General features: G+C 71.9%; 22 protein-coding genes. 6 read left to right on the top strand and 16 right to left on the bottom strand.

Going from position 1 to position 20677, the window contains the following annotated elements; genetic code table 11:
* The first annotated feature begins 92 nt into the window (after positions 1–92).
* Positions 93–350, top strand: coding sequence for a hypothetical protein (locus ACN27F_RS31830; protein WP_421439156.1), 258 nt, complete (start codon positions 93–95; stop codon positions 348–350).
* A gap of 49 nt (positions 351–399) precedes the next feature.
* Here ACN27F_RS31830 and ACN27F_RS31825 read toward each other — a convergent pair whose 3' ends face one another.
* The 6 genes from ACN27F_RS31825 to ACN27F_RS31800 all read right to left on the bottom strand — a co-directional run bounded on the left by ACN27F_RS31825 (position 400) and on the right by ACN27F_RS31800 (position 5441).
* On the bottom strand, positions 400–609 hold the full coding sequence (locus ACN27F_RS31825) for a hypothetical protein (RefSeq protein ID WP_421439155.1): 210 nt from the start codon (positions 607–609) through the stop codon (positions 400–402).
* Between the two features lies 1 nt (position 610).
* A complete protein-coding gene (locus ACN27F_RS31820) occupies positions 611–832 on the bottom strand; it encodes a hypothetical protein (RefSeq protein WP_421439154.1) in 222 nt (73 codons plus the stop codon).
* Positions 833–1170: 338 nt separating this feature from the next.
* The gene (locus ACN27F_RS31815; protein WP_421439153.1) at positions 1171–1653 is read right to left on the bottom strand and encodes a carbonic anhydrase; all 483 of its coding nucleotides are present in this window, start codon (positions 1651–1653) and stop codon (positions 1171–1173) included.
* Between the two features lies 1 nt (position 1654).
* A complete protein-coding gene (gene sulP, locus ACN27F_RS31810) occupies positions 1655–3427 on the bottom strand; it encodes a sulfate permease (protein WP_421439152.1) in 1773 nt (590 codons plus the stop codon).
* The gene (locus tag ACN27F_RS31805) at positions 3424–4011 is read right to left on the bottom strand and encodes a rhodanese-like domain-containing protein (RefSeq protein WP_421439151.1); all 588 of its coding nucleotides are present in this window, start codon (positions 4009–4011) and stop codon (positions 3424–3426) included. Before ACN27F_RS31805 ends, sulP begins: the two co-directional genes overlap by 4 nt.
* Before the next feature lie 68 nt (positions 4012–4079).
* A complete protein-coding gene (locus ACN27F_RS31800; protein WP_421439150.1) occupies positions 4080–5441 on the bottom strand; it encodes a rhodanese-like domain-containing protein in 1362 nt (453 codons plus the stop codon).
* 180 nt (positions 5442–5621) lie between these two features.
* Between ACN27F_RS31800 and ACN27F_RS31795 the strand changes: the two genes are divergently transcribed.
* Complete coding sequence (locus ACN27F_RS31795; protein WP_421439149.1) at positions 5622–5891, top strand: metal-sensitive transcriptional regulator; 270 nt, start codon at positions 5622–5624, stop codon at positions 5889–5891.
* A gap of 110 nt (positions 5892–6001) precedes the next feature.
* Here ACN27F_RS31795 and ACN27F_RS31790 read toward each other — a convergent pair whose 3' ends face one another.
* On the bottom strand, positions 6002–6670 hold the full coding sequence (locus ACN27F_RS31790; RefSeq protein ID WP_421439148.1) for a peroxiredoxin: 669 nt from the start codon (positions 6668–6670) through the stop codon (positions 6002–6004).
* Positions 6671–6709: 39 nt separating this feature from the next.
* A complete protein-coding gene (locus ACN27F_RS31785) occupies positions 6710–8098 on the bottom strand; it encodes a rhodanese-like domain-containing protein (RefSeq protein ID WP_421439147.1) in 1389 nt (462 codons plus the stop codon).
* Positions 8099–8324: 226 nt separating this feature from the next.
* Here ACN27F_RS31785 and ACN27F_RS31780 point away from each other — a divergent pair, with 226 nt between their 5' ends.
* Entirely contained in the window at positions 8325–9518 is a 1194-nt protein-coding gene (locus ACN27F_RS31780) for an NAD(P)/FAD-dependent oxidoreductase (protein WP_421439146.1), read from the top strand.
* Between the two features lie 36 nt (positions 9519–9554).
* On the opposite strand, the gene ACN27F_RS31775 is transcribed toward ACN27F_RS31780, so the two are convergent.
* Complete coding sequence (locus tag ACN27F_RS31775) at positions 9555–11252, bottom strand: PucR family transcriptional regulator (protein ID WP_421439145.1); 1698 nt, start codon at positions 11250–11252, stop codon at positions 9555–9557.
* Positions 11253–11282: 30 nt separating this feature from the next.
* On the opposite strand from ACN27F_RS31775, the gene ACN27F_RS31770 reads away from it, so the two are divergent.
* Positions 11283–12098: a TrmH family RNA methyltransferase gene (locus ACN27F_RS31770; protein WP_421439144.1), complete on the top strand. Its 816-nt coding sequence runs from the start codon at positions 11283–11285 to the stop codon at positions 12096–12098.
* 38 nt (positions 12099–12136) lie between these two features.
* On the opposite strand, the gene ACN27F_RS31765 is transcribed toward ACN27F_RS31770, so the two are convergent.
* The 3 genes from ACN27F_RS31765 to ACN27F_RS31755 form a co-directional block, all read right to left on the bottom strand.
* Positions 12137–12880 carry a hypothetical protein gene (locus ACN27F_RS31765; protein ID WP_421439143.1) on the bottom strand — a complete coding sequence of 248 codons (744 nt, stop codon included), beginning with the start codon at positions 12878–12880 and terminating at the stop codon, positions 12137–12139.
* A gap of 143 nt (positions 12881–13023) precedes the next feature.
* Positions 13024–14142, bottom strand: coding sequence for an SPFH domain-containing protein (locus ACN27F_RS31760; protein ID WP_421439142.1), 1119 nt, complete (start codon positions 14140–14142; stop codon positions 13024–13026).
* Positions 14143–14196: 54 nt separating this feature from the next.
* Complete coding sequence (locus ACN27F_RS31755; protein ID WP_421439141.1) at positions 14197–14655, bottom strand: NfeD family protein; 459 nt, start codon at positions 14653–14655, stop codon at positions 14197–14199.
* 109 nt (positions 14656–14764) lie between these two features.
* On the opposite strand from ACN27F_RS31755, the gene ACN27F_RS31750 reads away from it, so the two are divergent.
* Positions 14765–16099, top strand: coding sequence for a serine hydrolase domain-containing protein (locus ACN27F_RS31750; RefSeq protein ID WP_421440582.1), 1335 nt, complete (start codon positions 14765–14767; stop codon positions 16097–16099).
* A gap of 8 nt (positions 16100–16107) precedes the next feature.
* Here ACN27F_RS31750 and ACN27F_RS31745 read toward each other — a convergent pair whose 3' ends face one another.
* Positions 16108–16941, bottom strand: a complete 834-nt coding sequence (locus ACN27F_RS31745; protein ID WP_421439140.1) for a DUF3097 domain-containing protein — start codon at positions 16939–16941, stop codon at positions 16108–16110.
* Between the two features lie 193 nt (positions 16942–17134).
* Here ACN27F_RS31745 and ACN27F_RS31740 point away from each other — a divergent pair, with 193 nt between their 5' ends.
* Positions 17135–17923, top strand: a complete 789-nt coding sequence (locus ACN27F_RS31740; RefSeq protein WP_421439139.1) for a hypothetical protein — start codon at positions 17135–17137, stop codon at positions 17921–17923.
* A gap of 72 nt (positions 17924–17995) precedes the next feature.
* On the opposite strand, the gene ACN27F_RS31735 is transcribed toward ACN27F_RS31740, so the two are convergent.
* The 3 genes from ACN27F_RS31735 to fabI all read right to left on the bottom strand — a co-directional run bounded on the left by ACN27F_RS31735 (position 17996) and on the right by fabI (position 20653).
* Entirely contained in the window at positions 17996–18775 is a 780-nt protein-coding gene (locus tag ACN27F_RS31735) for an HAD-IIA family hydrolase (protein WP_421439138.1), read from the bottom strand.
* Positions 18762–19820: a ferrochelatase gene (locus ACN27F_RS31730; RefSeq protein ID WP_421439137.1), complete on the bottom strand. Its 1059-nt coding sequence runs from the start codon at positions 19818–19820 to the stop codon at positions 18762–18764. The genes ACN27F_RS31735 and ACN27F_RS31730 overlap by 14 nt, the downstream gene beginning before the upstream one ends.
* Positions 19821–19885: 65 nt before the next feature.
* A complete protein-coding gene (fabI, locus tag ACN27F_RS31725; RefSeq protein ID WP_421439136.1) occupies positions 19886–20653 on the bottom strand; it encodes an enoyl-ACP reductase FabI in 768 nt (255 codons plus the stop codon).
* Between the last annotated feature and the right edge of the window lie 24 nt (positions 20654–20677).

The raw sequence follows: 20677 nt of genomic DNA, 5'->3' as shown, positions 1-20677 counted from the left end.
GGCAATGTCGCATCTTGCGAACGGCTGCCGACCGTCACCTTCCTTGCCTATTCTCGGCAGCAGTCGGCCATTGCTCCAGAAGGGATCTGGACATGATCAAGTTCCTCCGGAACGCTGTTGTCGTCACGGTGCTGGCCATCTCCACCAGTCTCGTCGCCGCCGCACCGGCCCAGGCTTACTTTCCCGCCCCACCGGTCGGTTCGATGATTGACGTCACCTTCTGGACGAACTCCAGTCACACCACCGAGGTCGGCCGCTGGCTCTACGGCACGTGTGACGGGACCTACTACGACGAGGTATGGGGCCAGCGGACGTCGTACTACACCTGGCGAGAGACCTACTGTTGGTAGGCGCCCTCGCCGCCGCCCGTCCGGACAGTCGCCGGGCGGGCGGCACTCGTCACGCGGCCAGGGCCTTCAGCGCGTGGTAGACGAGAAACACCGGCCACACCAGCGCCTGCAGGATGCCCAGCACGACGGCCCAGAAACCACCGTCCGCCTGCTGGATGTAGTAGACCAAGGCGCCGATCAGCCCGAGTCCGTACACGGCGGCGCCTGGGCCGCCACCGCCCCGGCTGTCACGACGGGGCCTGCGCTCCTTCTTGTCCATCTCATCGCTCCTCGTCAGACGTCGACGCGGCGACAGGCACCCGCGCTCGGGCCGTCGCTGGAACCCACATGTCCATCAGCGACACGCCGATGCCGTAGGTCACGAAGTGGCCGTACGGCCGGATCTCCACCAACCGGGCCGTGGCCTGCCGTTCGGGTGGCAGCAGCGGGCCGAGCCGCTGCGCGAGTGGACCGGCCGGCAGCGGCCCGGTCGGGTGCGCCACCGCTACCGCGGGAAAGCTGATCGTCGCTAGGACCCCGCTGCAGCGCGGTTCCCCGGCCGGGCGTGACGTGGCTGAGCACCGCGAACGAGGCCCTGGCCAACTCCCGCCAGACCAGGGCGGTCGCGCGATCCCGATCGGTCGACACTCTGGACACGGCGCACCTCCGGTCATGCGTACCGTACCGACCGGACCGGCCGGCCGCGATGTGTGCACCGGCCATCGGCCACCGGCCCGGCACCGGCTGCCGATCCCAGCGTGCTCCCGGCCGGGCCGACGCGACAGGCCGACCGGCCCGGATTCCCCGGGCCCAACGTCCCATCGGCGGATGTGATGCTTTGTCACGTCTTGCCGGCCACTGATGACCGCGAACTTTCCTTCCTATCCCACGGTGCGGTGTCCGACTGCGACTTCACGGCGCCGGCCGGCGGGCGCTCGTCGACCAGGTACGGCCGCCAGCAGCCGGTGCCGCAGCTGCCGGTGTGCACCGCGAGGATCCGGGTGCCGGGCAGCAGGACGGCGAGCCGGGCGGCGGCGCGGCGCAGCTGGGTATGGTGTTCGCCGTCGTCGACCGGGTTGCCGGCGCAGTCGGCGTGCCCGGCCAGTACCAGCGTGTCGCTGCCGTGCGCCCGCTCGGACACCCCGATCGCGGTGAGCAGCCGATCCAACTCGGCCGGACGGGCTGCGGCGAGCAGCCGGTCCGGCCCGGGTTCGGTGATCATGTCGAGGTAGTCCACCCCGAGCCGGTCCCGCAGCCAGTCGCCGAGCGGCTCGTGGATCCGGCCGTCGATACAGGTCACCACGGTGGCGAACCGGTCCGGCATGTCAGTACACCTCCTGCGGCAGGCGTGACGTCCGGCCGGAGCCGGTGGCCCCGTCGCCACCGGTGGAGCCGTCCCCACCGACCGCGTCGACCGCGCCGGCCACCTCCGGGTGCAGTTGGCCGGCTTCCCGCATCAGCGGCCAGAGACCGGAGCGGGTGAGCAGATCGCGCACCGGTCCTCGGACGGTGGCCAGGTGCAGCGCGACGCCTCGGCTGGCCAGCCGGTCCCGTGCCTGGGCCAGGGCGTGCGCGCCGTCGGCGTCGGCATCGCCGATCGCGCTGGCGTCCACCACCACCGCGCGCAGCGACTCGCGGGTCTCGGCCAACGCCAGCAGCTGGTCGGCGAGGTACTGCGCGTTGGCGAAGTACAGCGATCCGTCGATGCGCAGTACCGCCACCTGTTCGTCGGTGACCAGCCCCTGGTAGCGGGCCACGTTGCGGAAGGTCGCGGTGCCCGGCACCCGGCCCAGTTCGGCGGTGTGTGGACGGGCGGAGCGGCGCAGGAAGACCGCGAGGCTGAACACGACCCCGGCGGCCAGGCCCGGCTCCACCCCGGCGACCAGGGTGACCACGAAGGTCAGCACCAGGGTCAGCCCGTCGGCCCGGCGGATTCGCCAGGCCGTCCTGGCACCCCGGTAGTCGACCAGGCCGAGTACGGCGACCACGACGATCGCGCCGAGCACCGCCTTGGGCAGGTGGTAGAACGCCGGAGTGAGCAGCAGCGCGGTCACCGCCACCACGGCGGCGGTGACCAGGGAGGCGATCGGGGTACGGGCTCCGGCGGAGAAGTTGACCGCGCTGCGGGAGAACCCGCCGGCCACCGGGAAGGCGTGGAAGGCACCGGCGGCGGCGTTCGCCGCACCGACGGCGACCAGTTCGGCGTTTGGTTCGACGTGCTGGCGGGACCGGGCGGCCAGCGACTTGGCCACCGCGATGCCCTCCATGTAGCCGACCAGGGCGATCGCGATCGCGGCCGGTAGCAGGGCCCGCACATCGGCGAGGGCGATCGCCGGCAGGTCCGGGGTGGGCAACCCGCTCGGCACGTCCCGCAGGATGGGTACGCCCCGGTTGCCGAACGCCAACGCGGCGCTGACCGCGGTGACGGCGGCGACGACCAGCAGCGCCGCCGGCACCTTCGGGGCGTACCGGCGTAGCAGGACCAGCCCGGCGATGCTGGCCGCGGCGACCACCACGGTCAGCGGGTGGATGGTGGCGGCGCCGTGCCACAGGCTGGCCAGGATGCCGGGCAGGTTCTCGGCCCGCTCGACACGCATCCCGAACAGGTCCTTGAGCTGGCTGGCGGCGATGACGAGCGCGGCGGCCGAGGTGAACCCGGACAGCACCGAGTGGGACAGGAAGTTCACCAGCGCGCCGAGGCGCAGCACGCCCATCAGGATCTGGATGGTCCCGACCAGCAGAGCCAGCAGGCCGGCGAGGGCGGCGTAGCGGCCGAGGTCGCCGTGCGCCAGCGGGGCGAGCGCGGTGCTGGTCATCAGCGCGGTGATGGCGACCGGGCCGACCGCGAGCGAGCCGGACGTGCCGAGCAGGGCGTACACCAGAACCGGCACGGTGGCGGCGTACAGGCCGGCGACCGGCGGCATGCCGGCGAGGGCGGCGTACGCCATGCTCTGCGGCACCAGCATCACCGCGACGGTGAGCCCGGCGATCAGGTCGTGCCGCAGGGTGTGCCGGTCGTACCCGCGCCGCCAGCCGAGGATGGGCAGGGCCCGCGCCAGGCCGGTGCGGTCCTGGCGCGGGTACGCGGTGGTGGTCATTTCGTCGCGCCCGCCCGGCTGATCCGGGTGAGCGAGGCGTCGACGTCGCACCCGGCACCCTGGTTGTACGGCAGGCGGGCCAGCAGCATGCCCATGGCGCAGGTGTTGGTCAGCGCCGCGAAGGTCAGCCCGGCCCCGATCAGACCGGCCAGGTAGCGCGCCGGCGGGAACCAGATGCTGGCCAGCACCGAGACCAGCACGATCGCGCCGGCGACCAGGCGCACCTGGCGTTCCAGGCCCCAGCGCTGGCGGCCCCGGTTCACCGGGCCACCGGCGGAGATCCAGGCGTTCATTCCGCCGTCGAGTACGGTCGCGCCGTCCAGGCCGGCACCGGCGAGTTTCGCGCAGGCCTGGTTGGCCCGGTTGCCGGACTGGCAGATCAGCAGGATACGCCCGCCGGCGTCGCTGACGATCCGGTTGAGGTGGACGTCGACCTGGTCCAACGGCAGGTTGATCGCCCCGTCGATGTGGGCCGTCTCGAACTCGGCCGGGGTACGCACGTCGACGACCAGGGTGTCGGGGTTGTTGGCCAGCAGCGCCCGGGCGGCGGGTACCTCGATGCTCGGATTGGTGGTGGGTGGCACGGTTGTCTCCAAAGGTCGTGGTCGTAGCCGGGTCGGGTCGGGTGAGCGGTGGATACGGATGTGGGCGCTCAGGTCAGCTCGGCGACGCCGGCACCGCTGAGGACGACGGCCTGGTAGCCGGCGCGGACCAGCAGGCTGGCGGCGATGGCTGCCCGCCGGCCGCTGCCGCAGGCCACGAGGACGGGCCGTCGCCGGTCGAGTTCGTCCGGGATGCCCTCACTGGCCAGATCGGCCACGAACCGTTGCACCGCTCCGGGCCAGCCGACCTGCGCCCACTCGTTCGGCATCCGTACGTCCAGCAGCTGGACGTCGGGCTGCCCCAGACGCTGCCGGAATCCGTCCAGGTCGAGCAGCTCGTAGCCGGGGCCGAGCTGATCGCCACCCGCCGGCCGGTACACGGCCTGGACGCTGTCCACGCCGATGCGGGCCAACTGGACGACGGCCTCGGTCACATCCTGACCGGCTTCGGCGACCAGGACGATCGGCGCACCGTAGGGCAGCAACCAGCCGGCCCAGCTGCCGAAGTCGTCGGTGAGCTCAATGCCGACGGATCCGGGCACCAGGCCGGCGGCCTGCACCGTCCGCGGTCGGATGTCGACCAACCGGGCACGGGCGCCGTCGTCACCGTCGGCACCGGCGGGCGGCCCGGCAGCGGCGGCGGCCGGCAGCTCAGCGGCGCTGATCTCCGCGATGCCGACGGCCGGCATGGGCTCGCCACCGCGGATGTTGGCCGGGCCCATGTACTGGTAGAACGCCGGGATCGGCATGGGCTCGGCGAGCAGCCGGTCGGCGAAGCCCTCCGGGTCGCCGATGCCCAGCAGCGGGTTGCCGTCGACCTCGTCGCCGATGGTGGAGGTGAACCGGCCGGCACCGGTGGTGGTGCAGAACGAGCCTTCGCCGTGGGTCGGGTAGAGCCCGACCGCCCGGGGCAGGCCGGCGAGGCGGTGCAGTGAGCCGTACTGCAACCGGGCCAGGCTGCGGGCCCGTTCGGGGCCGAGCAGGTCGGGCCGCCCGGCGGAGGCGACCAGCAGGCTGCCACCGGAGAAGACGGCGACCGGTTCGCCATCGATCAGCACCAGGTAGCTGGTGTGTTCCGGGGTGTGGCCAGGGGTGTGGATAGGCCGCAGGGTGAGGTCGTCCGCCTTGATCTCTTCGAGGTGGAAGGCGGGGGTGTGCCGGTAGACCGGTGCGGCGCCGGCCGGCAGGACCAGTTCGGCACCGGTCCGGCGGGCCACTTCCGGCCCGCCGGAGACGTAGTCGTTGTGCAGGTGGGTTTCAAGAACGAACCGGACATCGACCGCGCGTTCGTCGGCCGCGTCGAGGAACCGGTCGATGTCGCGTTGCGGGTCGACCAGGACTCCTTTGCCCTCGTGGACCAGCAGGTAGGACTGGTCACCCAGGCCGGGGGTACGGAATGAGATGAGTTCCACGGTGTTCCTCCGCTCTCGGTTATACCCCTGGGGGTATCTACCAGACCCAGTATGTTCGAATGAACGTACAGCTGCAAGTGATACCCCCCGGTGTATCCTGTAAACCCGAACGGGCAGACCCAGACCGGCGCGGGAAAGACCCGGACCAGCGGGAGACCCGGGACCCAGGAGGAACTCGCGATGCAGGTCGAGGAGAACGCCACGGCAGACGTGATCAAGCGCCTACGGCGGGCCGAGGGACAGATTCGGGGCGTGATCGCCATGCTGGAGTCCGGTCGGGACTGCGCCGACGTGGTGACCCAGCTCGCGGCGGTCTCCCGGGCCCTGGACCGGGCCGGATTCAAGATCATCGCCAGCGGGCTGGAGCAGTGCGTCAACGCCGAGTCCGGCGACGCGGACCGCAAGGCCAATCTGGAACAGATGGAGAAGCTGTTCCTGTCCCTGGCCTGAGCGTCCCCTGGCCTGAGCGTCCCCTGGCCTGAGCGCATCGGGTCGCAGCGCATCGGGTCGCAGCCGCAACCCGGCGATCCGCCTGTCGCGGATCGCCGGGTTTGCTCGGCTCAGCTCTTTGCCGGCCGGGTGGCGAGGTACCAGTCGGTCAGCTTGACCTCACCGTCGGCGAGCCGGGTATCCATCTCGGCCTCGGTACGTGGCGCACCGAGCACCACGTCGTCACCGGGGCGCCAGTTCGCCGGGCAGGACACCCCGTCCCGGTCGGCGGTCTGCAGCGCGTCGATCAGCCGCAGGATCTCCGGGATCATCCGGCCGGCGTTCATCGGGTAGTACAGCACCGCCCGGACGATCTGCTCGGCGTCGATGACGAAGACCGCCCGTACCGCCGCCGTACCCGAGGTGTTGGGGTGCAACATGCCGTAGGCGTGCGACACCGCCATGTCCAGGTCGGCGATGATCGGGAACGGGATGCGGACACCGAGCTTGTCATGGATGGACCGGGTCCAGGCCAGGTGGCTGAAGACCGAGTCCACCGAGTTGCCCAGCAACGCCACGTCACGGGCGGCGAACTCGTCGGCCAACTCGGCGAAGGCGACGAACTCGGTGGTGCACACCGGGGTGAAGTCCGCCGGGTGGCTGAACAGCACCAGCCAGCGGCCGGCGTAGTCGGCCAGCCGGACCGGCCCGTGCGTGCTGTCGGCGACGAAGTCCGGGGCGCGGTCACCGATCAGCGGCAGGTTCGGCACCGACGCGGCGTCGATGGTGGGCGTGGTCATCGGAAACTCCCTTCCAAGGGGTGGTGACAACGGTGGTACTCAGGCGGTGGCGGCCGGCACCCGGGTCGCCTGCCAGGCCTGGTAGCCGCCGATCAGGTCGGACACGTCCTGGTGGCCGCTCGCGCGTAGCAGGCTGGCCGCCACCGACGAGCGGTATCCGCCGGCGCAGTGCACGACGACCGGACGGGCGGCCGGCAGTTCGGCGACCCGACGGGGCAGCTCGGCCAGTGGGATGTGCAGCGAACCGGTGATGGCACCGCCGGCCCGCTCGCCGGTGTTGCGTACGTCGAGCACCACCGGCGGATCGTCCCCGTCGAGCGCGGCGGCGAACTGCGTCGCGGTCAGTCGGCTCGCCTTGGCCAGCTGGTCGATCATCTGCAGGAACGCCTGTTCCGGCTCGCGCAGGTAGCCGCCGACGGTGTCGAAGCCGATGCGGGCCAGCCGGATCACGATCTCCTCCTCGCGGTCCTGCGGCGCCACCACCAGCACCTCCTTGCCGGGGGTGAGCACGCTGCCGGCGGTCTCGGCGAACCGGCCGTCAGCCGGGACGTTGAGCGAACCCCGCACGTGTCCGAGCGCGAACTCCTGCGGGTCACGGGCGTCCAGGACGAGCGCGCCGGCACCCCGGCGGGCGAGGAACTCGTCCACGGTGAGTGGCCGGGGCGCGTCCGCGGCGTCGAACAGGGCGTGCTCGCGGCGGTTGAGCACCGCGTCGTAGCCGAAGTACGCCGGCGCGGCCGGCTGCCCGGCGGTGACGATGGCCAGGAACTTCTCCTGGTCCATCGGGACGCAGGCGTAGTTGGTCGCGCGCTGCTCGCCGATCGTGGAGGACCGCTCGGTGGACAGGTTCTTGCCGCAGGCGCTACCGGCGCCGTGGGCCGGGAAGACCCGGACCGGGTCGGGCAGTGCCATCAACTTGTGCTGCACGCTGTCGTAGAGCATCCGGCCGAGTTCGTCGGCGCTCACGCCGAGCGAGGCGAGCAGGTCGGGCCGGCCGACGTCGCCGATGAACAGCGCGTCGCCGGTGAGGACACCGTACGCGACCGGATCGGTGGCGCGCTCGTAGACCAGGATGCTGATCGACTCCGGGGTGTGTCCCGGTGTCTCCATGATCTCCAGGGTCACGTCGCCGAGGCTGATCCGCTCGCCGTCGACCAGCTTGCGGATCGGGTAGTCGGCCTCGGCCCGCTGGCCGTAGCCGATCCAGGCGCCGGTGCGGGCAGCCAGTTCCAGGTGGCCGGCGATGAAGTCGGCGTGGAAGTGGGTGTTGACGACGCCTTCGATGGTGAGGCCGTGCGCCTGCGCGTCGGCCAGGTATTCGCTGACGTCACGGCGCGGGTCGACCACGATGGCGCGCTTCGTGGTCTCGTCGGCGATCAGGTAGGACGCCTGGGACAGGCAGTCCAGGTAGTACTGGGCGAAGAACATGCCCGGGACCTCCTTCGGCGGTGGTGCGCTTGGTGGATGTGAGTCCAACCTACCCCGGGGGGTATATCAACACGGTAGCTCAAGGTCCCGAACATTCGGGACCTTCGACCCGGTGACCCACCAGACAACCGAGCCGGTCGATCCCTTGCCGCCGACCGACGGCGGCCCGTACCGTGATAAATGTACGTACAGGAGCACATCCGCTCAAGAGGCAGGTGACTCAGGCATGAACCGGCATCAGGTCGTGGTACTGGGCGGCGGGACCGCCGGTATCACCGTCGCGGCCCGGCTGCGCCGCACCGGTGTGACCGACATCGCACTGATCGAGCCCTCGACCACGCACTATTACCAACCGCTGTGGACGTTGGTCGGCGGCGGCCGGGCCAGCGCCGCCGAAACCGCCCGGCCGCAACACCGGGTGATCCCGCGCGGGGTGCGGTGGTATCCGGAAGCGGCTCAGGCCATCGACCCCGACCGACGGCACGTCGAACTGGCCCGCACCGGCCTGGTCGGCTACCAGCACCTCGTCGTCGCGACCGGCCTGCGGCTGGACTACGAGGCGGTGCCCGGGTTGACCGACACCCTCGGCCACGACGGGGTGTCCACCAACTACGCGTACCACCTGGCGCCGAAGACCTGGGAGTTCATCCGCGGCCTGCGGTCGGGCACCGCGCTGTTCACCATGCCCACCGGGCCGGTCAAGTGCGGCGGCGCCCCACAGAAGATCGCCTACCTGGCCGCCGACCACTGGCGCCGGCAGGCAGTCCTGGACCAGATCCGGGTGGTCCTCGTCCTGCCCACCCCCACCATGTTCAAGGTCGACCGGTACGCGCAGGTGCTGCGGAAGGTGGCCGACCGGTACGGCATCGAGGTACGGCTGAGCAGCGAACTGATCAAGATCGACTCGGCGTCCCGGGAGGCCGTCGTGGCCGACCTGGCGACCGGAAACGCCGAGACCCTGGCGTACGACATGATGCATGTCACCCCACCGCAGCACGCCCCGGACTGGATCCGCTCCGGCCCGCTCGCCGACCCGGACGATCCGGCCGGCTGCGTCCGGGTCGATCCACACACACTTCGCCATCCGACGTACCCGGAGATCTTCGCCCTCGGCGACGTGGCCAACCTGCCCACGTCCAAGACCGGCGCGGCCGTGCGCCACCAGGCGCCGGTGCTGGTCGACCACCTCCTCGCCGACCGCGCCGGCCGCACCAGCGACCGCCGGTACGACGGCTACACCTCCTGCCCGCTGGTGACCGCCCGCAACCGGATGCTGCTCGCCGAGTTCGACTACACCAACGAGCCGACACCGACCATCCCGCTGATCGACACGGCCCGGGAACGGTACGACATGTGGCTGCTCAAGCGGTACGGGCTGCCCTGGCTGTACTGGCACGGCATGCTGCGTGGACTGGCCTGACCGCGCCGGCCACGCCTGCCCCGGCTGAGCTGTGGCTCAGCCGGGTGGGCGGTCGCGGACCGCGTCCAGGGCCAGCAGCGCCACGTGCAGCGACAGGCAGTCCGGCACCGAGTCGAGGTCGGCGTCGAGGATCCGGGCCAGCCGGGCCAGCCGCTCGTAGAACGCCGGGCGGGACAGGTGCACGGCCGCGGCCGCCGCCGACTTGTTACGGCCGTGGTCCAGATAGGCCCGTAGGGTGGTCAGCAGCTGGTCCCGGGGATGGCGCGCCTCGTACGCGAGCAACGGCCCCAGCTCACGCTCAACGAACACCTGCAGTCGGGGTTCCTCGCGCAACAGGTGCAGCAGCCCGGCCAGGCCGACGTCCGGCAGCCTGAGTACCCGGTCGCCGCGCCGGTCCCGCCGCCCCGCCTCGGCCACCTGCCGGGCCTCGATCAGCGAGCGTCGCGCCTCGCGGATACCGTCCACCCCGGTTCCGGCGGCCACCACCACCGGGGACGTCTCGGACCGGCGGATCCGACGCAGCGCGGCGTGGAAGGCGTCCAGCGCCGGGTCGGCCATGGCGGCGTCACGGACCGCCAGCAGCACCCCGACCGCCTGGTCGTCCAGGGAACTGGCCAGCCCGGCCAACCCGGCCTCCCGCAGGGCCAGCCCGACCGCCTCGGCGAGGTCCCGCAACCGTTCCTGCGCGGCCTCGGCGCCCTCGGCCGCGGGCGACGGGGACTCGGCCGGTCCGTGCCCGTCCTCCGACCCGCGCCCGTCCTGGGCGCCCAGCCGCACGACCACGCCTACCAGGTGCCGACGGTCCAGGCCGACGCCGAGCGCCCGGGCCCGCATCGCCACCTCGTCGACCGGCTGCGACCCGTCCAGCAGCGCGGTCAGCAACGTCCGGTGGATCTGCCGCTCCAGCCCTTCGGCGTCCCGGCGGATCAGCCGGCCCAGCGCCAGCGTGGACGCTGCCCGCTCCAGCAGGATCGACAGCCGCACCGGCGGGCCGCCGCTGCTGGTCAGTCCCGACGCTGGGCAACGCAGCAGCAGCCGCCCCCAGTCCTGTCCCCGGGCCCCGACCATGGTCACCAGCCAACCGGTATCGGCGTGGTAGGCGGTCCGCCCGGCCGGCTGGATCCGCCGCGAGTGCTGTTCCCAGCCGTCGAGCAGCAACCGGGCGTTCTCGCCGGCGCTGTGGTACGCCAGCACCCGGCGGGACAGGTTCTCCAGCACCACCGGCGCCCCGGCCAGCTCGGCCGCCTGGCGGACCACCTCGGCTGCCTCCGCGCCCTCGACCGACAGCTCGGTGAACCGCTGGTGGATCTCCTCGGTGGCCCGCAACTCGGCCAGCTGGGCATCGACGATCAGCGCGTGCACCGCCTCGGTGATCAGGACGAACGGGGTCTCCCGGCGCAGCTCCACCAGGGGCAGGCCGTGCCGTCGGGCCGCCGCCGCCATCACCCGGGGCACCCCGCTGACGTACCGACGGCCCAGCTCGACCACCAGCCCGGCGACTCCCACCTCGGCCAGATCGGCGATGAACGCGCGCAGCCCGGCATCGTCGCCGGGTAGCCCGATTCCGGTGGTGAGCACCAGTTCCCCGCCACGCAGCAGCCCGGCGATGTCCGGCACCTCGCTGACGTGCACCCAGCGCACCGGCCGGTCCAGAGCACCGTCGGCGGCGACCACCCGAGGTCCGCCGTGCCGCACCGGATCCAGCGCCAGCACCTCGCGGACGGTCGGGAACACGCGCAAGACGCTACCCGTACGGCAGGCAGAATGCCCGGTGTGCCAGTAGTGGAGATCACCAACCCGGAGGACGAGCGGATCGCCGATTACCGGGCGCTGACCGACGTCGAACTGCGCAGCCGCTGGGAACCACCGAACGGGCTGTTCATCGCCGAGGGCGAACGGGTCATCGGCCGAGCCCTGCGGGCCGGCTACCGGCTGCGGTCGGCGTTGGTGGACGCCAAGCGGGTCGACCAGCTCAGCGGCTTGCCGCCGGAGGCGCCGTGCTACGCCGGCAGCCCGGCGGTGCTGGAGTCGATCACCGGTTTCCACGTGCACCGTGGTGTACTCGCCTCGTTCCACCGGCGGGCGCTGCCCGACCTCGACGAGGTGCTGCGCCACGCCCGGCGGCTGGTCGTCTGCGAAGGGCTGAACACGCACACCAACCTCGGCGCGCTGTTCCGCAGTGCCGCCGCGCTCGGCATGGACGCCGTGGTCCTCTCCCCCACCTGTGCGGATCCGCTCTATCGGCGGGCGGTACGGGTCAGCATGGGCGAGGTGTTCGCGGTCCCGTACGCCTGGGCGGCGGCGTGGCCGGCGGCGCTGGCCACCATCCGTACCGCCGGATTCAGCCTGCTGGCGATGACACCGGCGCCGGACGCGATCCCGCTCCAGCGTCTCGGCGCGGATCTGCGGTCCCGGCCGGCGCTGCTGCTCGGTGCCGAGGGCCCCGGGTTGACCACGGCCGCGCTGGCAGCCGCCGACGCCCGGGTGGCGATCCCGATGCGCCGGGGAGTCGACTCGTTGAACGTGGCGACCGCGGCGGCGGTGGCCTTCTGGGAGCTGTCCCGCGCCGACGGATGCTGACAGCCCCGGGCTGGGTGAGCCGGGCAGGCTGGGCGGGCCTAGCCGCCGGCCGGCGCGTGGACGGCGGGTACCATCCGCCCCGCCGACCAGGCCAGACCGATCCCTGCGGTCAGCGCGAACACCGCGCCGACGGTCTGCAGCGGGCCGGAGAGCAGGCCGACGATGCCGAGCAACGGTGACGCGGCGATCAGCAGCCAGCCGTCGAGTCGGTTGAACAGTTCCGACCGCAGGACAGCGGCACCGGCGAGCAGCCAGCCGAAGCTGTAGAGGGCGGCACCGGACAGGGCCAGCGTCCGAGCGCCGGTGCCGTACACGTCGGTGCCGGCGGGCAGGCCGGTGAACGGCAGCATCAGCGCCGCCCCGGCCAGGCCGGCGAGCAGCGCCGCTACCGCGGTGCCACGGCTGCGGCCGGCGGCGTGGATGCCGGCGATCGCGACCAGCGCGACCAGACCCAGCCAGCTGGCCACGACCCAGCCGCTCAGATACACCGGTCCGCCGCTGACCAGGTCCGGGGCGGCCGTACCACCGCGCAGGCCGCTGAGGCTGCTCACCGCGTAGGCGACCGCGTACAGCGGTAGCGTCCAGATGGCGACACGGGTGAACCGGCGTACCGACCAGGCCCACGCGGCGTTCGTGGCCGGCCCGGTCGCCGCCTGTTCGGGGGCGGCGACCGCGACCACGGCCACCCCGGCGTCGCTGCGGGAGACGACTCGCATCGGGCCGGATCGCGCGGCGCCGGACGCGGTGGTACGTGGTCGGGTGTTGCGCACGGCGCGCGTCATCGGCTGCCCTTCCGCGCGGCCGGGGCTGCCGGTCCCCGGTGCCTGTGGTCGTCACTGACCGTCTGATCCTGGCAGGCACCGGGGTCGTTACATGTGGGTTCTTCGGATCTGGCCCGGTCAGGTCCCCTGGTCCGGCTACCCGCTCAGCCGTGTTCGGCCGAGCGTTGCCGCTCGGGAGGCAACTCGTTCAACAACTCCGTGGCGGGCACCGGTTCGGGTGCGGGCAGTCCGGCCGGACGGGCGTTGCCGCCCCGGGTGATCTGCTCGGCCGCACGTACCTCGTCGTTGACCCGCTGTGCCTCGGCAGCCGCCGCCTCGGCCGCCTCGGCCGCCTCCCGCTCGACGGCGCCCGAGTCGACGTGCTGCGACGGAGTGTCACCGACCATCTGGCCGAGCCCGCCGAGCGCGCCGCCGAGGCCCTCGAGAGCCTTGGTCAGCTCGGCCGGAACGATCCACATCTTGTTGGACTGGCCGTTGGCGATCTGCGGCAACGCCTGCAGGTACTGGTAGGCGAGCACCTTCTGGCTCGGGTTGGCCTGGTGGATCGCGTCGAACACGGTACGGATCGCCTTGGCCTGCCCCTCGGCCTGCAGGATTCGCGCCTGCCGGTCACCGTCGGCGCGCAGCACCGCGGCCTGCTTCTCACCCTCGGCGCTGAGGATCTGCGACTGCTTGTGGCCTTCGGCGGTGAGGATGGCAGCCCGGCGGTCCCGCTCGGCGCGCATCTGCTTCTCCATCGAGTCGCGGATGCTCGGCGGCGGCTCGATCGCCTTGATCTCCACCCGGGTGACCTTGATACCCCATCGGCCGGTGGTCTCGTCGAGCACCCCGGACAGGTGGCGGTTGATCTCCTCCCGGCTGGTGAGCGCCCGCTCCAGGTCCAGCGAGCCGATCACGTTACGCAGGGTGGTGACGGTGAGCTGCTCGATCGCCTGGAGGAAGTTGGCGATCTCGTAGGTGGCCGCACGCGGTTCGACCACCTTGAAGTAGAGCACCGTGTCGATCGAGACGACCAGGTTGTCGGAGGTGATGACCGGCTGCGGCGGGAAGCTGACGACCTGCTCGCGCATGTCGACCTTTGCCCGCACCGTGTCGACGAAGGGAACGAGCAGGTTGAGGCCGGGGGTCAGGGTGCGCTGGTAGCGGCCGAGCCGCTCCACCACGTCCATCCGCTGCTGCGGCACGATCCGCACCGCCCGGATCAGGGTTATCACCGTGATCAGGGCGACCGCCCCGACCAGGACTGCGATCACTAGGTCCATTACCGCTCACCTTTTCGGGATATGGGATGGCTCATGTATCGGGCATCCGATGGGCTACGGCACGTCGCCGCCGGTGATCTCGTCCCGCCACACCAGGGCGGTGACGCCTTTGACCTGGATCACTCGTACCCGCTCACCGGGCGCGAAGACCTGCAGGCCGTCGTACGACCGCGCGCTCCACGACTCCCCGTCGATCTTCACCCGGCCGCCGTCGGCGTCGACCTGTTCCAGCACCAGCGCCTCGGTGCCCTCGATCGCCTCCACGCCGAACGGTTCCTCACCGGTTTCCAGCGCCGGCCGCCGGTGTCGCTGGATGACCGGCCGGACGGCGACCACGGTCAGTGCGGACACCACGGCGAAGACCAGAGCCTGGACGGCGACCGGCGCGCCGAGCGCGGCGACGACCGCCGCGGCGAACGCCCCGGCGGCGAACATGATGAGGAACAGCGTCGCGGTGAACAATTCCGCGACCGCCAGGACGACGCCCAATACGATCCACAGGACGGGTTCCACGTAGCAATCGTGACACGCGCTCGCACGTCACAGCTACCGCGATCTTGACAAAACGGTCATACTTACAGGAGTTTCGATAGTGTCCGCACCCCCAACCAGCACCACCCGGATGATCGACACCGCGGTCGCACAGACCCAGGCCAGCGGGCACGTCCCCTCGCTCATCCTCGGCGTGCTGCGCCGCGGGCGGCTCGCCCACGTCGCCGCGGCCGGCGACCAGCCGGTGCCGCATCCGGACCTGCAGTACCGGATCGGTTCGATTTCCAAGACGTTCACCGCCACCCTCGTGATGCAGCTACGCGACGCCGGGGCGCTGCACCTCGACGACCCGCTGCGCGCCCACCTGCCGGACGTCCCGCTCGACCGGATCACCCTGCGACAGTTGCTCGGGCACGCCGCCGGGCTGCAACGCGAGCCGGACAGCGACGGCTGGTGGGAACGGATCACCGGCAGCGACCTGGCCGGGCTGCTCGCCACCGTCCATCCAGGAAAGATCGCTTTCGAGCCGTACCAGACCTACCACTACTCGAACCTGGCCTACGGCCTGCTCGGTGCGGTGCTGCAGCGGATCACCGGGACCTGCTGGGCGGAGCTGGTGACCGGCCGCATCCTCGAACCGCTCGGCATGTCCCGCACCACCTACCACCCGACGGCGCCGTTCGCCCCCGGCTACGTCGTCCACCCGATTCGCGACACGCTGCACGAGGAGCCGCGCACCGACGCCGGGGCCATGGCGCCGGCCGGGCAGCTCTGGTCGACGGTCGCCGACCTGAGCCGGTGGGCGGCGTTTCTCGCCGCGCCCGATCCGGCCGTGCTGTCGGCCACCACGCTCGCCCAGATGTGCCGGCCGGTAGCCATCAACGACCCGCAGACCTGGGCCGGCGGGCACGGTCTGGGTCCGGAGCTCTACCGGGTCGGTGACCGCGTCTTCGTCGGTCACGGCGGTTCCATGCCAGGCTACCTGGCGTTGCTCGCCGTACACCGGTCGACCGGCACCGGCGTGGTCGCCTTCGCCAACTCGTACGGCTTGCGCCACGGCAGCATCCGGGAACTCGGGCTGGGCGTGCTCAACGACGTGCTCGACCGGGAGCCGGCGGCACCCGTACCGCCCTGGCGGCCCGCGACGCCCCCACCTGCCGAGATCGCGCCGCTGTGCGGCCGGTGGTGGTGGATGGGCCGAGAGCACCAGGTCGACTGGGTGGCGGCCAGGCCCGGTCGGGACCACGACGGCGACCGCCGCGAGGGCGAGCTGGTGCTCACTCAGCTCGGCGCGGCCGTTCGGGCGCGGTCCCGGTTCGCTGCCGACGGCCCGGACCGTTGGCGGGGACGATCCGGCCCGCAGGATGGGGAGATCCTCACCGTCCTGCGGGATTCGACCGGCACGCCGGTCGCGCTCGACATCGCGACCTTCGTGTTCACCCGCGATCCGGACCAGCTCGGCTGACCCCATGCTCACGGCGACGACGGCGGTACGGTGACGAAGTCGATCAACCGCTCCATCGCGTTGATCAGCGGGGTCTCCACGTGCTGGTAACTGTCCACTTGGGACAGGATGCGTCGCCACAGCTCGGCGGGCCCGGCCGCACCGACCGCCGCGCAGACGCCCTCCTTCCAGGGCTGGCCGGGCGGCACCCGAGGCCACTGCCGCAGCCCGATCCGTTCCGGTTTCACCGCCTGCCACACGTCCACGTACGGGTGGCCGGTGACGAGCACGTACGGCGAGGTGAGCGCGGCCACGATCCGGCTCTCCTTGGAGCCGGGGACCAGGTGGTCGACCAGGACGCCCAGCCGTCGGCGCGGCCCGGGGTCGAACGTCGCGGCCCGTGCGGCGAGGTCGTCGATGCCGTCGAGCGGCTCGACCACCACCCCTTCGATCCGCAGGTCGTCGCCCCAGATCCGCTCCACCAGGGCGGCGTCATGCACCCCCTCCACCCAGATCCGACTCGCCCGGGCGACGCGGGCCGGTTGGTGGGCCACCGCGACCGACCCCGACGCGGTGCGTCGGCGCTGGCGCGGGGCGGCCGGGGAGGTGGCCGGCCGCCGCAGCGTTACCGGCTGGCCGTCGAGCAGGAACGCCGCCGGGGCGAGCGGGAAGTGGCGGCGCCGTCCGTGTCGGTCCTCAAGGGTCACCGCGCCGGATTCGAACCCGACGACCGCGCCGCAGAAACCGGAATCGACGTCCTCGACCACCAGGTCCGGTACGGCGTCCACCTCGGGCACCGTGCGGCGCCGGCGCCAGTTGCCCGCCAACACGTCCTCGCCGTACCGGCGATCGCCACCACCCACAGCCGGCAGGCTAGCCGGGACCGGCCGGTGGTCGACGCCGACGCGCCGACGGCGACAGCTGCCGCGACGGCCGCGACGGCCGGGACCGCGACGTTGGCCGCACCGCGACGTTGGCCGGACCCCGACCGCCTTAGGTGCCGAGACAACCCGGGGTGCCGAGACAACCGGGTGATCGGCACGTACCCTAGCGTGCATGTCCCCCGCAGCAGGCGCGGCGACCCTCGCTACGCGCCGCTCCAGCCGGTTCGTGGCCTGGGTACGCGCATGGCGTGCCGGCCTGGTGCCGTACGACGAGATCGCCGACGAGATCGCCGGCGACGAGGAACACATGGTCGCCGACGCCCCGGGCGCCTGGACCGACCTGCCACTGCGGGCCGCCCTGTCCTGCTTCGCCAAGCTCGCTGCGGACGAGATCCGGCTGGTGCTGCCGGCCCCCGGCGATCCACGCGGGCTGCCCGGTCCCGGCGAGTTCACCGGTGCCGCGCTGCTGGCCGGCGAGGCGGTGGTGGCCCGTGGGCTGGGAGCCATTCCCGAAGTCCGTACGCACACGTCCGGATCGGGGATGACGTTCGAGACGGTGCTGTGGCGGATCTACCCGCTGCCGCAGGAACTGCCCACCGGGCACGGTGAGCCGGGTGCGGCCGAAGCCGAGGCCGAGCTGTCCACCGCGCTGGCGGAAGCAACCGCGGCGCTGACCCGGCTGGACGTGGCGCACTGGCGGCCGGAGCTGGCCGGGGCGCTCGCGGCGCTACGCCGGCCGGACGCGGGGATGGACCTGCCGCCCGGCTTCGACCCGCGGGCCCGGCGGCTGTTCGCCCGGGCGAGCGTGCTGGACCAGGTGCTGGCGCTGGCCGAGCACGTGGCACCGGGTGGAGCGGTCAACGGTCATGAGGCACAGCAACGGGACGCGGCGCTGCGCCCGCTCACCGTGGCCTGCCGCCGTGCCCTGGTGGCGTCCTGCAACGCCCCGCTGCGCTTCTGAGATACCCGGCCCTCCCGTCGCGCGGGCGAGGCCGCCCCGCCGGTCAGGACCGGGCCCGCCGGTCAGGACCGGTCAGATTTCGTCGATCAGGTCGGCCACCGAGGCGACGATCCGTGACGGCCGGTAGGGGTAGCGGTCGATGTCGGTCCGACTGCTGATCCCGGTCAGTACCAGCACCGTCTCCAGCCCTGCTTCCAGGCCGCACAGGATGTCGGTGTCCATCCGGTCGCCGATCATCGCGGTGCTCTCCGAATGCGCCTGGATGGTGTTCAGCGCCGAGCGCATCATCATCGGGTTGGGTTTGCCGACGAAGTACGGCTCCACCCCGGTGGCTTTCGAGATCATCGCCGCCACCGAGCCGGCCGCCGGCAGCGCGCCCTCGATGGATGGGCCGGTCGGATCGGGGTTGGTGCAGATGAACCGGGCCCCGTCGTTGATCAGCCGGACCGCCTTGGTGATCGCCTCGAAACTGTACGTCCGGGTCTCCCCGAGCACCACGTAGTCGGGCGCGTAGTCGGTGAGGATGTAGCCGACCGCGTGCATCGCCGTGGTCAGCCCGGCCTCCCCGATCACGTACGCGGTGCCACCCGGCCGCTGGTCGGCCAGGAACTGGGCGGTGGCCAGCGCCGCCGTCCAGATCGCCTGCTCCGGCACGTCGAAGCCCATCCGGGTGAGCCGGGCCTGCAGGTCGCGGGGTGTGTAGATCGAGTTGTTGGTCAACACCAGGAACGGCTTGCCGGAGGCACGCAGCCGGTTGACGAACTCCGGCGCACCGGGCACCGGCTGGCCTTCGTGCACCAGCACGCCGTCCATGTCGGTGAGCCAGCTCTCCACGGGCTTACGATCGGTCACGGGCAACTCCGGGGGTGGCGGCAGGGGTGGTGGAGCAGCAGTCGCGCGGGCAGGTGTCCCAGATCGGGAGCGTACCGAGCCGCTGTCGCGGCGCGGTCCCCGGCCGCTCGATCCGCTCGACGACCAGTTCGCGCACCATGGCCACGAACCGGGGATGCGTCCCGGGGGTGGCGGCCCGCACGTACGCCAGCCCGAGCTCCTTCGCGGTCGCCGCCGCCTCGGTGTCCAGGTCCCAGACGACTTCGAGATGGTCGGAGACGAAGCCGATCGGGCTGACCACCACGGCGGCGGCCCCTTCCTGCTCGGCGAGGGCCGTCAGGTGGTCGTTGACGTCCGGCTCCAGCCAGGGCACCTGGGGCGGGCCGGAACGGCTCTGCCAGACCAGGTCGTACGGCAGCCCAGGGGCCGCCCGCTCGGCCACCAGCCGAGCGGTCTCGGCCAGTTGTGCCTGGTAGCGCCCGCCCTCGGGGCCGGCCGCCGCAGCCATCCGGGTCGGAATCGAGTGGGCGGTGAAAACCAGCCGGGTCCGCTCGCGCAGCGCCGGGTCGAGGGTGTCCAGCGCGGCGCGGACCGCCTCGGTGTGCGGGCCGACGAACCCGGGATGGTCGTGGAACTGACGCAGCTTGTCGATCACCGGCGCGTCCGGGCCGACGGCGGCCCGTGCCGCGGCGATGTCCTCCTGGTACTGCCGGCAGGACGAGTACCCGCCGAACGCGCTGGTGGCGAAGGCGAGGGCGTGCCGGACCCCGTCGTCGCGCATGGTCGCCACCGTGTCGGCGAGCATCGGATGCCAGTTCCGGTTGCCCCAGTAGACCGGCAGGTCGATGCCGTTGGCGGCGAAGTCGGCCCGGATCGCGGCGAGCAGTTCCCGACACTGCTGGTTGATCGGGGACACCCCGCCGAAGTGCCGGTAGTGCTCGGCGACCTCGGCAAGGCGCTCGGGCGGGACATTACGCCCGCGGGTGACGTTTTCCAGGAAGGGCAGCACGTCCTCGGGGCCTTCCGGGCCGCCGAACGAGAGCAGCAGCAGTGCATCGTACGCCATGGTCGCCATTGTTCCTGGTCCCGCTGAACGGCCGGGCACCGCCGTCGGATCGGGCGCCGGTCGGATCAGGCCCCGATGGCGTGGAAACCGCCGTCGACGTGCACGATCTCGCCGGTGGTGGCCGGGAACCAGTCGGACAGCAGCGCCAGGCAGGCGCGGGCGGCCGGCTCCTGGTCGGTCAGCTCCCAGCCCAACGGGGCCCGCTCGGTCCAGGCGTGCTCGAACGCCTCGAAGCCGGGAATCGACTTGGCGGCCATGGTCCGCAACGGCCCGGCGCTGACCAGGTTGCTGCGGATGCCCTTGGGGCCCAGGTGCAGGGCGAGGTAGCGCGAGGCGGCCTCCAGGCCGGCCTTGGCCACCCCCATCCAGTCGTAGACCGGCCAGGCCAGGGTCGCGTCGAAGGTGAGGCCGACCACCGCCCCGCCCGGGCTCATCAGCGGCAACGCCGCCATCGCCAGCGACTTGTACGAGTACGTGGACACGTGCAGCGCGGTGGCCACGTCCTCCCACGGCGCGTCGAGGTAGCCGCCGCCGAGGCAGCTCTGCGGTGCGAAGGCGATCGAGTGCATCACCCCGTCCAGTCCGTCGACGTGCTCGCGTACCCGGTCGGCGAGGGTGGCCAGGTGCTCGGGGTTGGTGACGTCGAGTTCGAGCACCGGTGCCTCGGTGGGCAGCCGCTTGGCGACCCGCTCCACCAGCGACATGCGGCCGAAACCGGTGAGCACGACGGTGGCACCGTGTTCCTGGGCGAGCCTGGCCACCGAGAAGGCGATCGACTGGTCGGTGATGACCCCGGTGACGAGCAGCCGCTTACCGGCCAGCAGTGCGGACACAAATTTCTCCGTTCGGTGACTCGT

The sequence above is a fragment of the Solwaraspora sp. WMMB335 genome (assembly GCF_049179075.1).
Lineage (GTDB): Bacteria > Actinomycetota > Actinomycetes > Mycobacteriales > Micromonosporaceae > Micromonospora_E.
The sequence above is the reverse complement of the archived record's forward strand: the minus strand, read 5'-3'. Positions and strand labels throughout refer to the sequence as shown.

What these genes read in the sequence shown, in the direction of transcription:
- ACN27F_RS31830 (WP_421439156.1), top strand. Translation starts at nt 93, where the DNA reads ATGATCAAGTTCCTCCGGAACGCTGTTGTCGTCACGGTGCTGGCCATC.
- ACN27F_RS31825 (WP_421439155.1), bottom strand. Translation starts at nt 609, where the DNA reads ATGGACAAGAAGGAGCGCAGGCCCCGTCGTGACAGCCGGGGCGGTGGC.
- ACN27F_RS31815 (WP_421439153.1), bottom strand. Translation starts at nt 1,653, where the DNA reads ATGCCGGACCGGTTCGCCACCGTGGTGACCTGTATCGACGGCCGGATC.
- sulP (WP_421439152.1), bottom strand. Translation starts at nt 3,427, where the DNA reads ATGACCACCACCGCGTACCCGCGCCAGGACCGCACCGGCCTGGCGCGG.
- ACN27F_RS31795 (WP_421439149.1), top strand. Translation starts at nt 5,622, where the DNA reads ATGCAGGTCGAGGAGAACGCCACGGCAGACGTGATCAAGCGCCTACGG.
- ACN27F_RS31790 (WP_421439148.1), bottom strand. Translation starts at nt 6,670, where the DNA reads ATGACCACGCCCACCATCGACGCCGCGTCGGTGCCGAACCTGCCGCTG.
- ACN27F_RS31785 (WP_421439147.1), bottom strand. Translation starts at nt 8,098, where the DNA reads ATGTTCTTCGCCCAGTACTACCTGGACTGCCTGTCCCAGGCGTCCTAC.
- ACN27F_RS31780 (WP_421439146.1), top strand. Translation starts at nt 8,325, where the DNA reads ATGAACCGGCATCAGGTCGTGGTACTGGGCGGCGGGACCGCCGGTATC.
- ACN27F_RS31770 (WP_421439144.1), top strand. Translation starts at nt 11,283, where the DNA reads ATGCCCGGTGTGCCAGTAGTGGAGATCACCAACCCGGAGGACGAGCGG.
- ACN27F_RS31765 (WP_421439143.1), bottom strand. Translation starts at nt 12,880, where the DNA reads ATGACGCGCGCCGTGCGCAACACCCGACCACGTACCACCGCGTCCGGC.
- ACN27F_RS31760 (WP_421439142.1), bottom strand. Translation starts at nt 14,142, where the DNA reads ATGGACCTAGTGATCGCAGTCCTGGTCGGGGCGGTCGCCCTGATCACG.
- ACN27F_RS31750 (WP_421440582.1), top strand. Translation starts at nt 14,765, where the DNA reads ATGATCGACACCGCGGTCGCACAGACCCAGGCCAGCGGGCACGTCCCC.
- ACN27F_RS31740 (WP_421439139.1), top strand. Translation starts at nt 17,135, where the DNA reads ATGTCCCCCGCAGCAGGCGCGGCGACCCTCGCTACGCGCCGCTCCAGC.
- ACN27F_RS31730 (WP_421439137.1), bottom strand. Translation starts at nt 19,820, where the DNA reads ATGGCGTACGATGCACTGCTGCTGCTCTCGTTCGGCGGCCCGGAAGGC.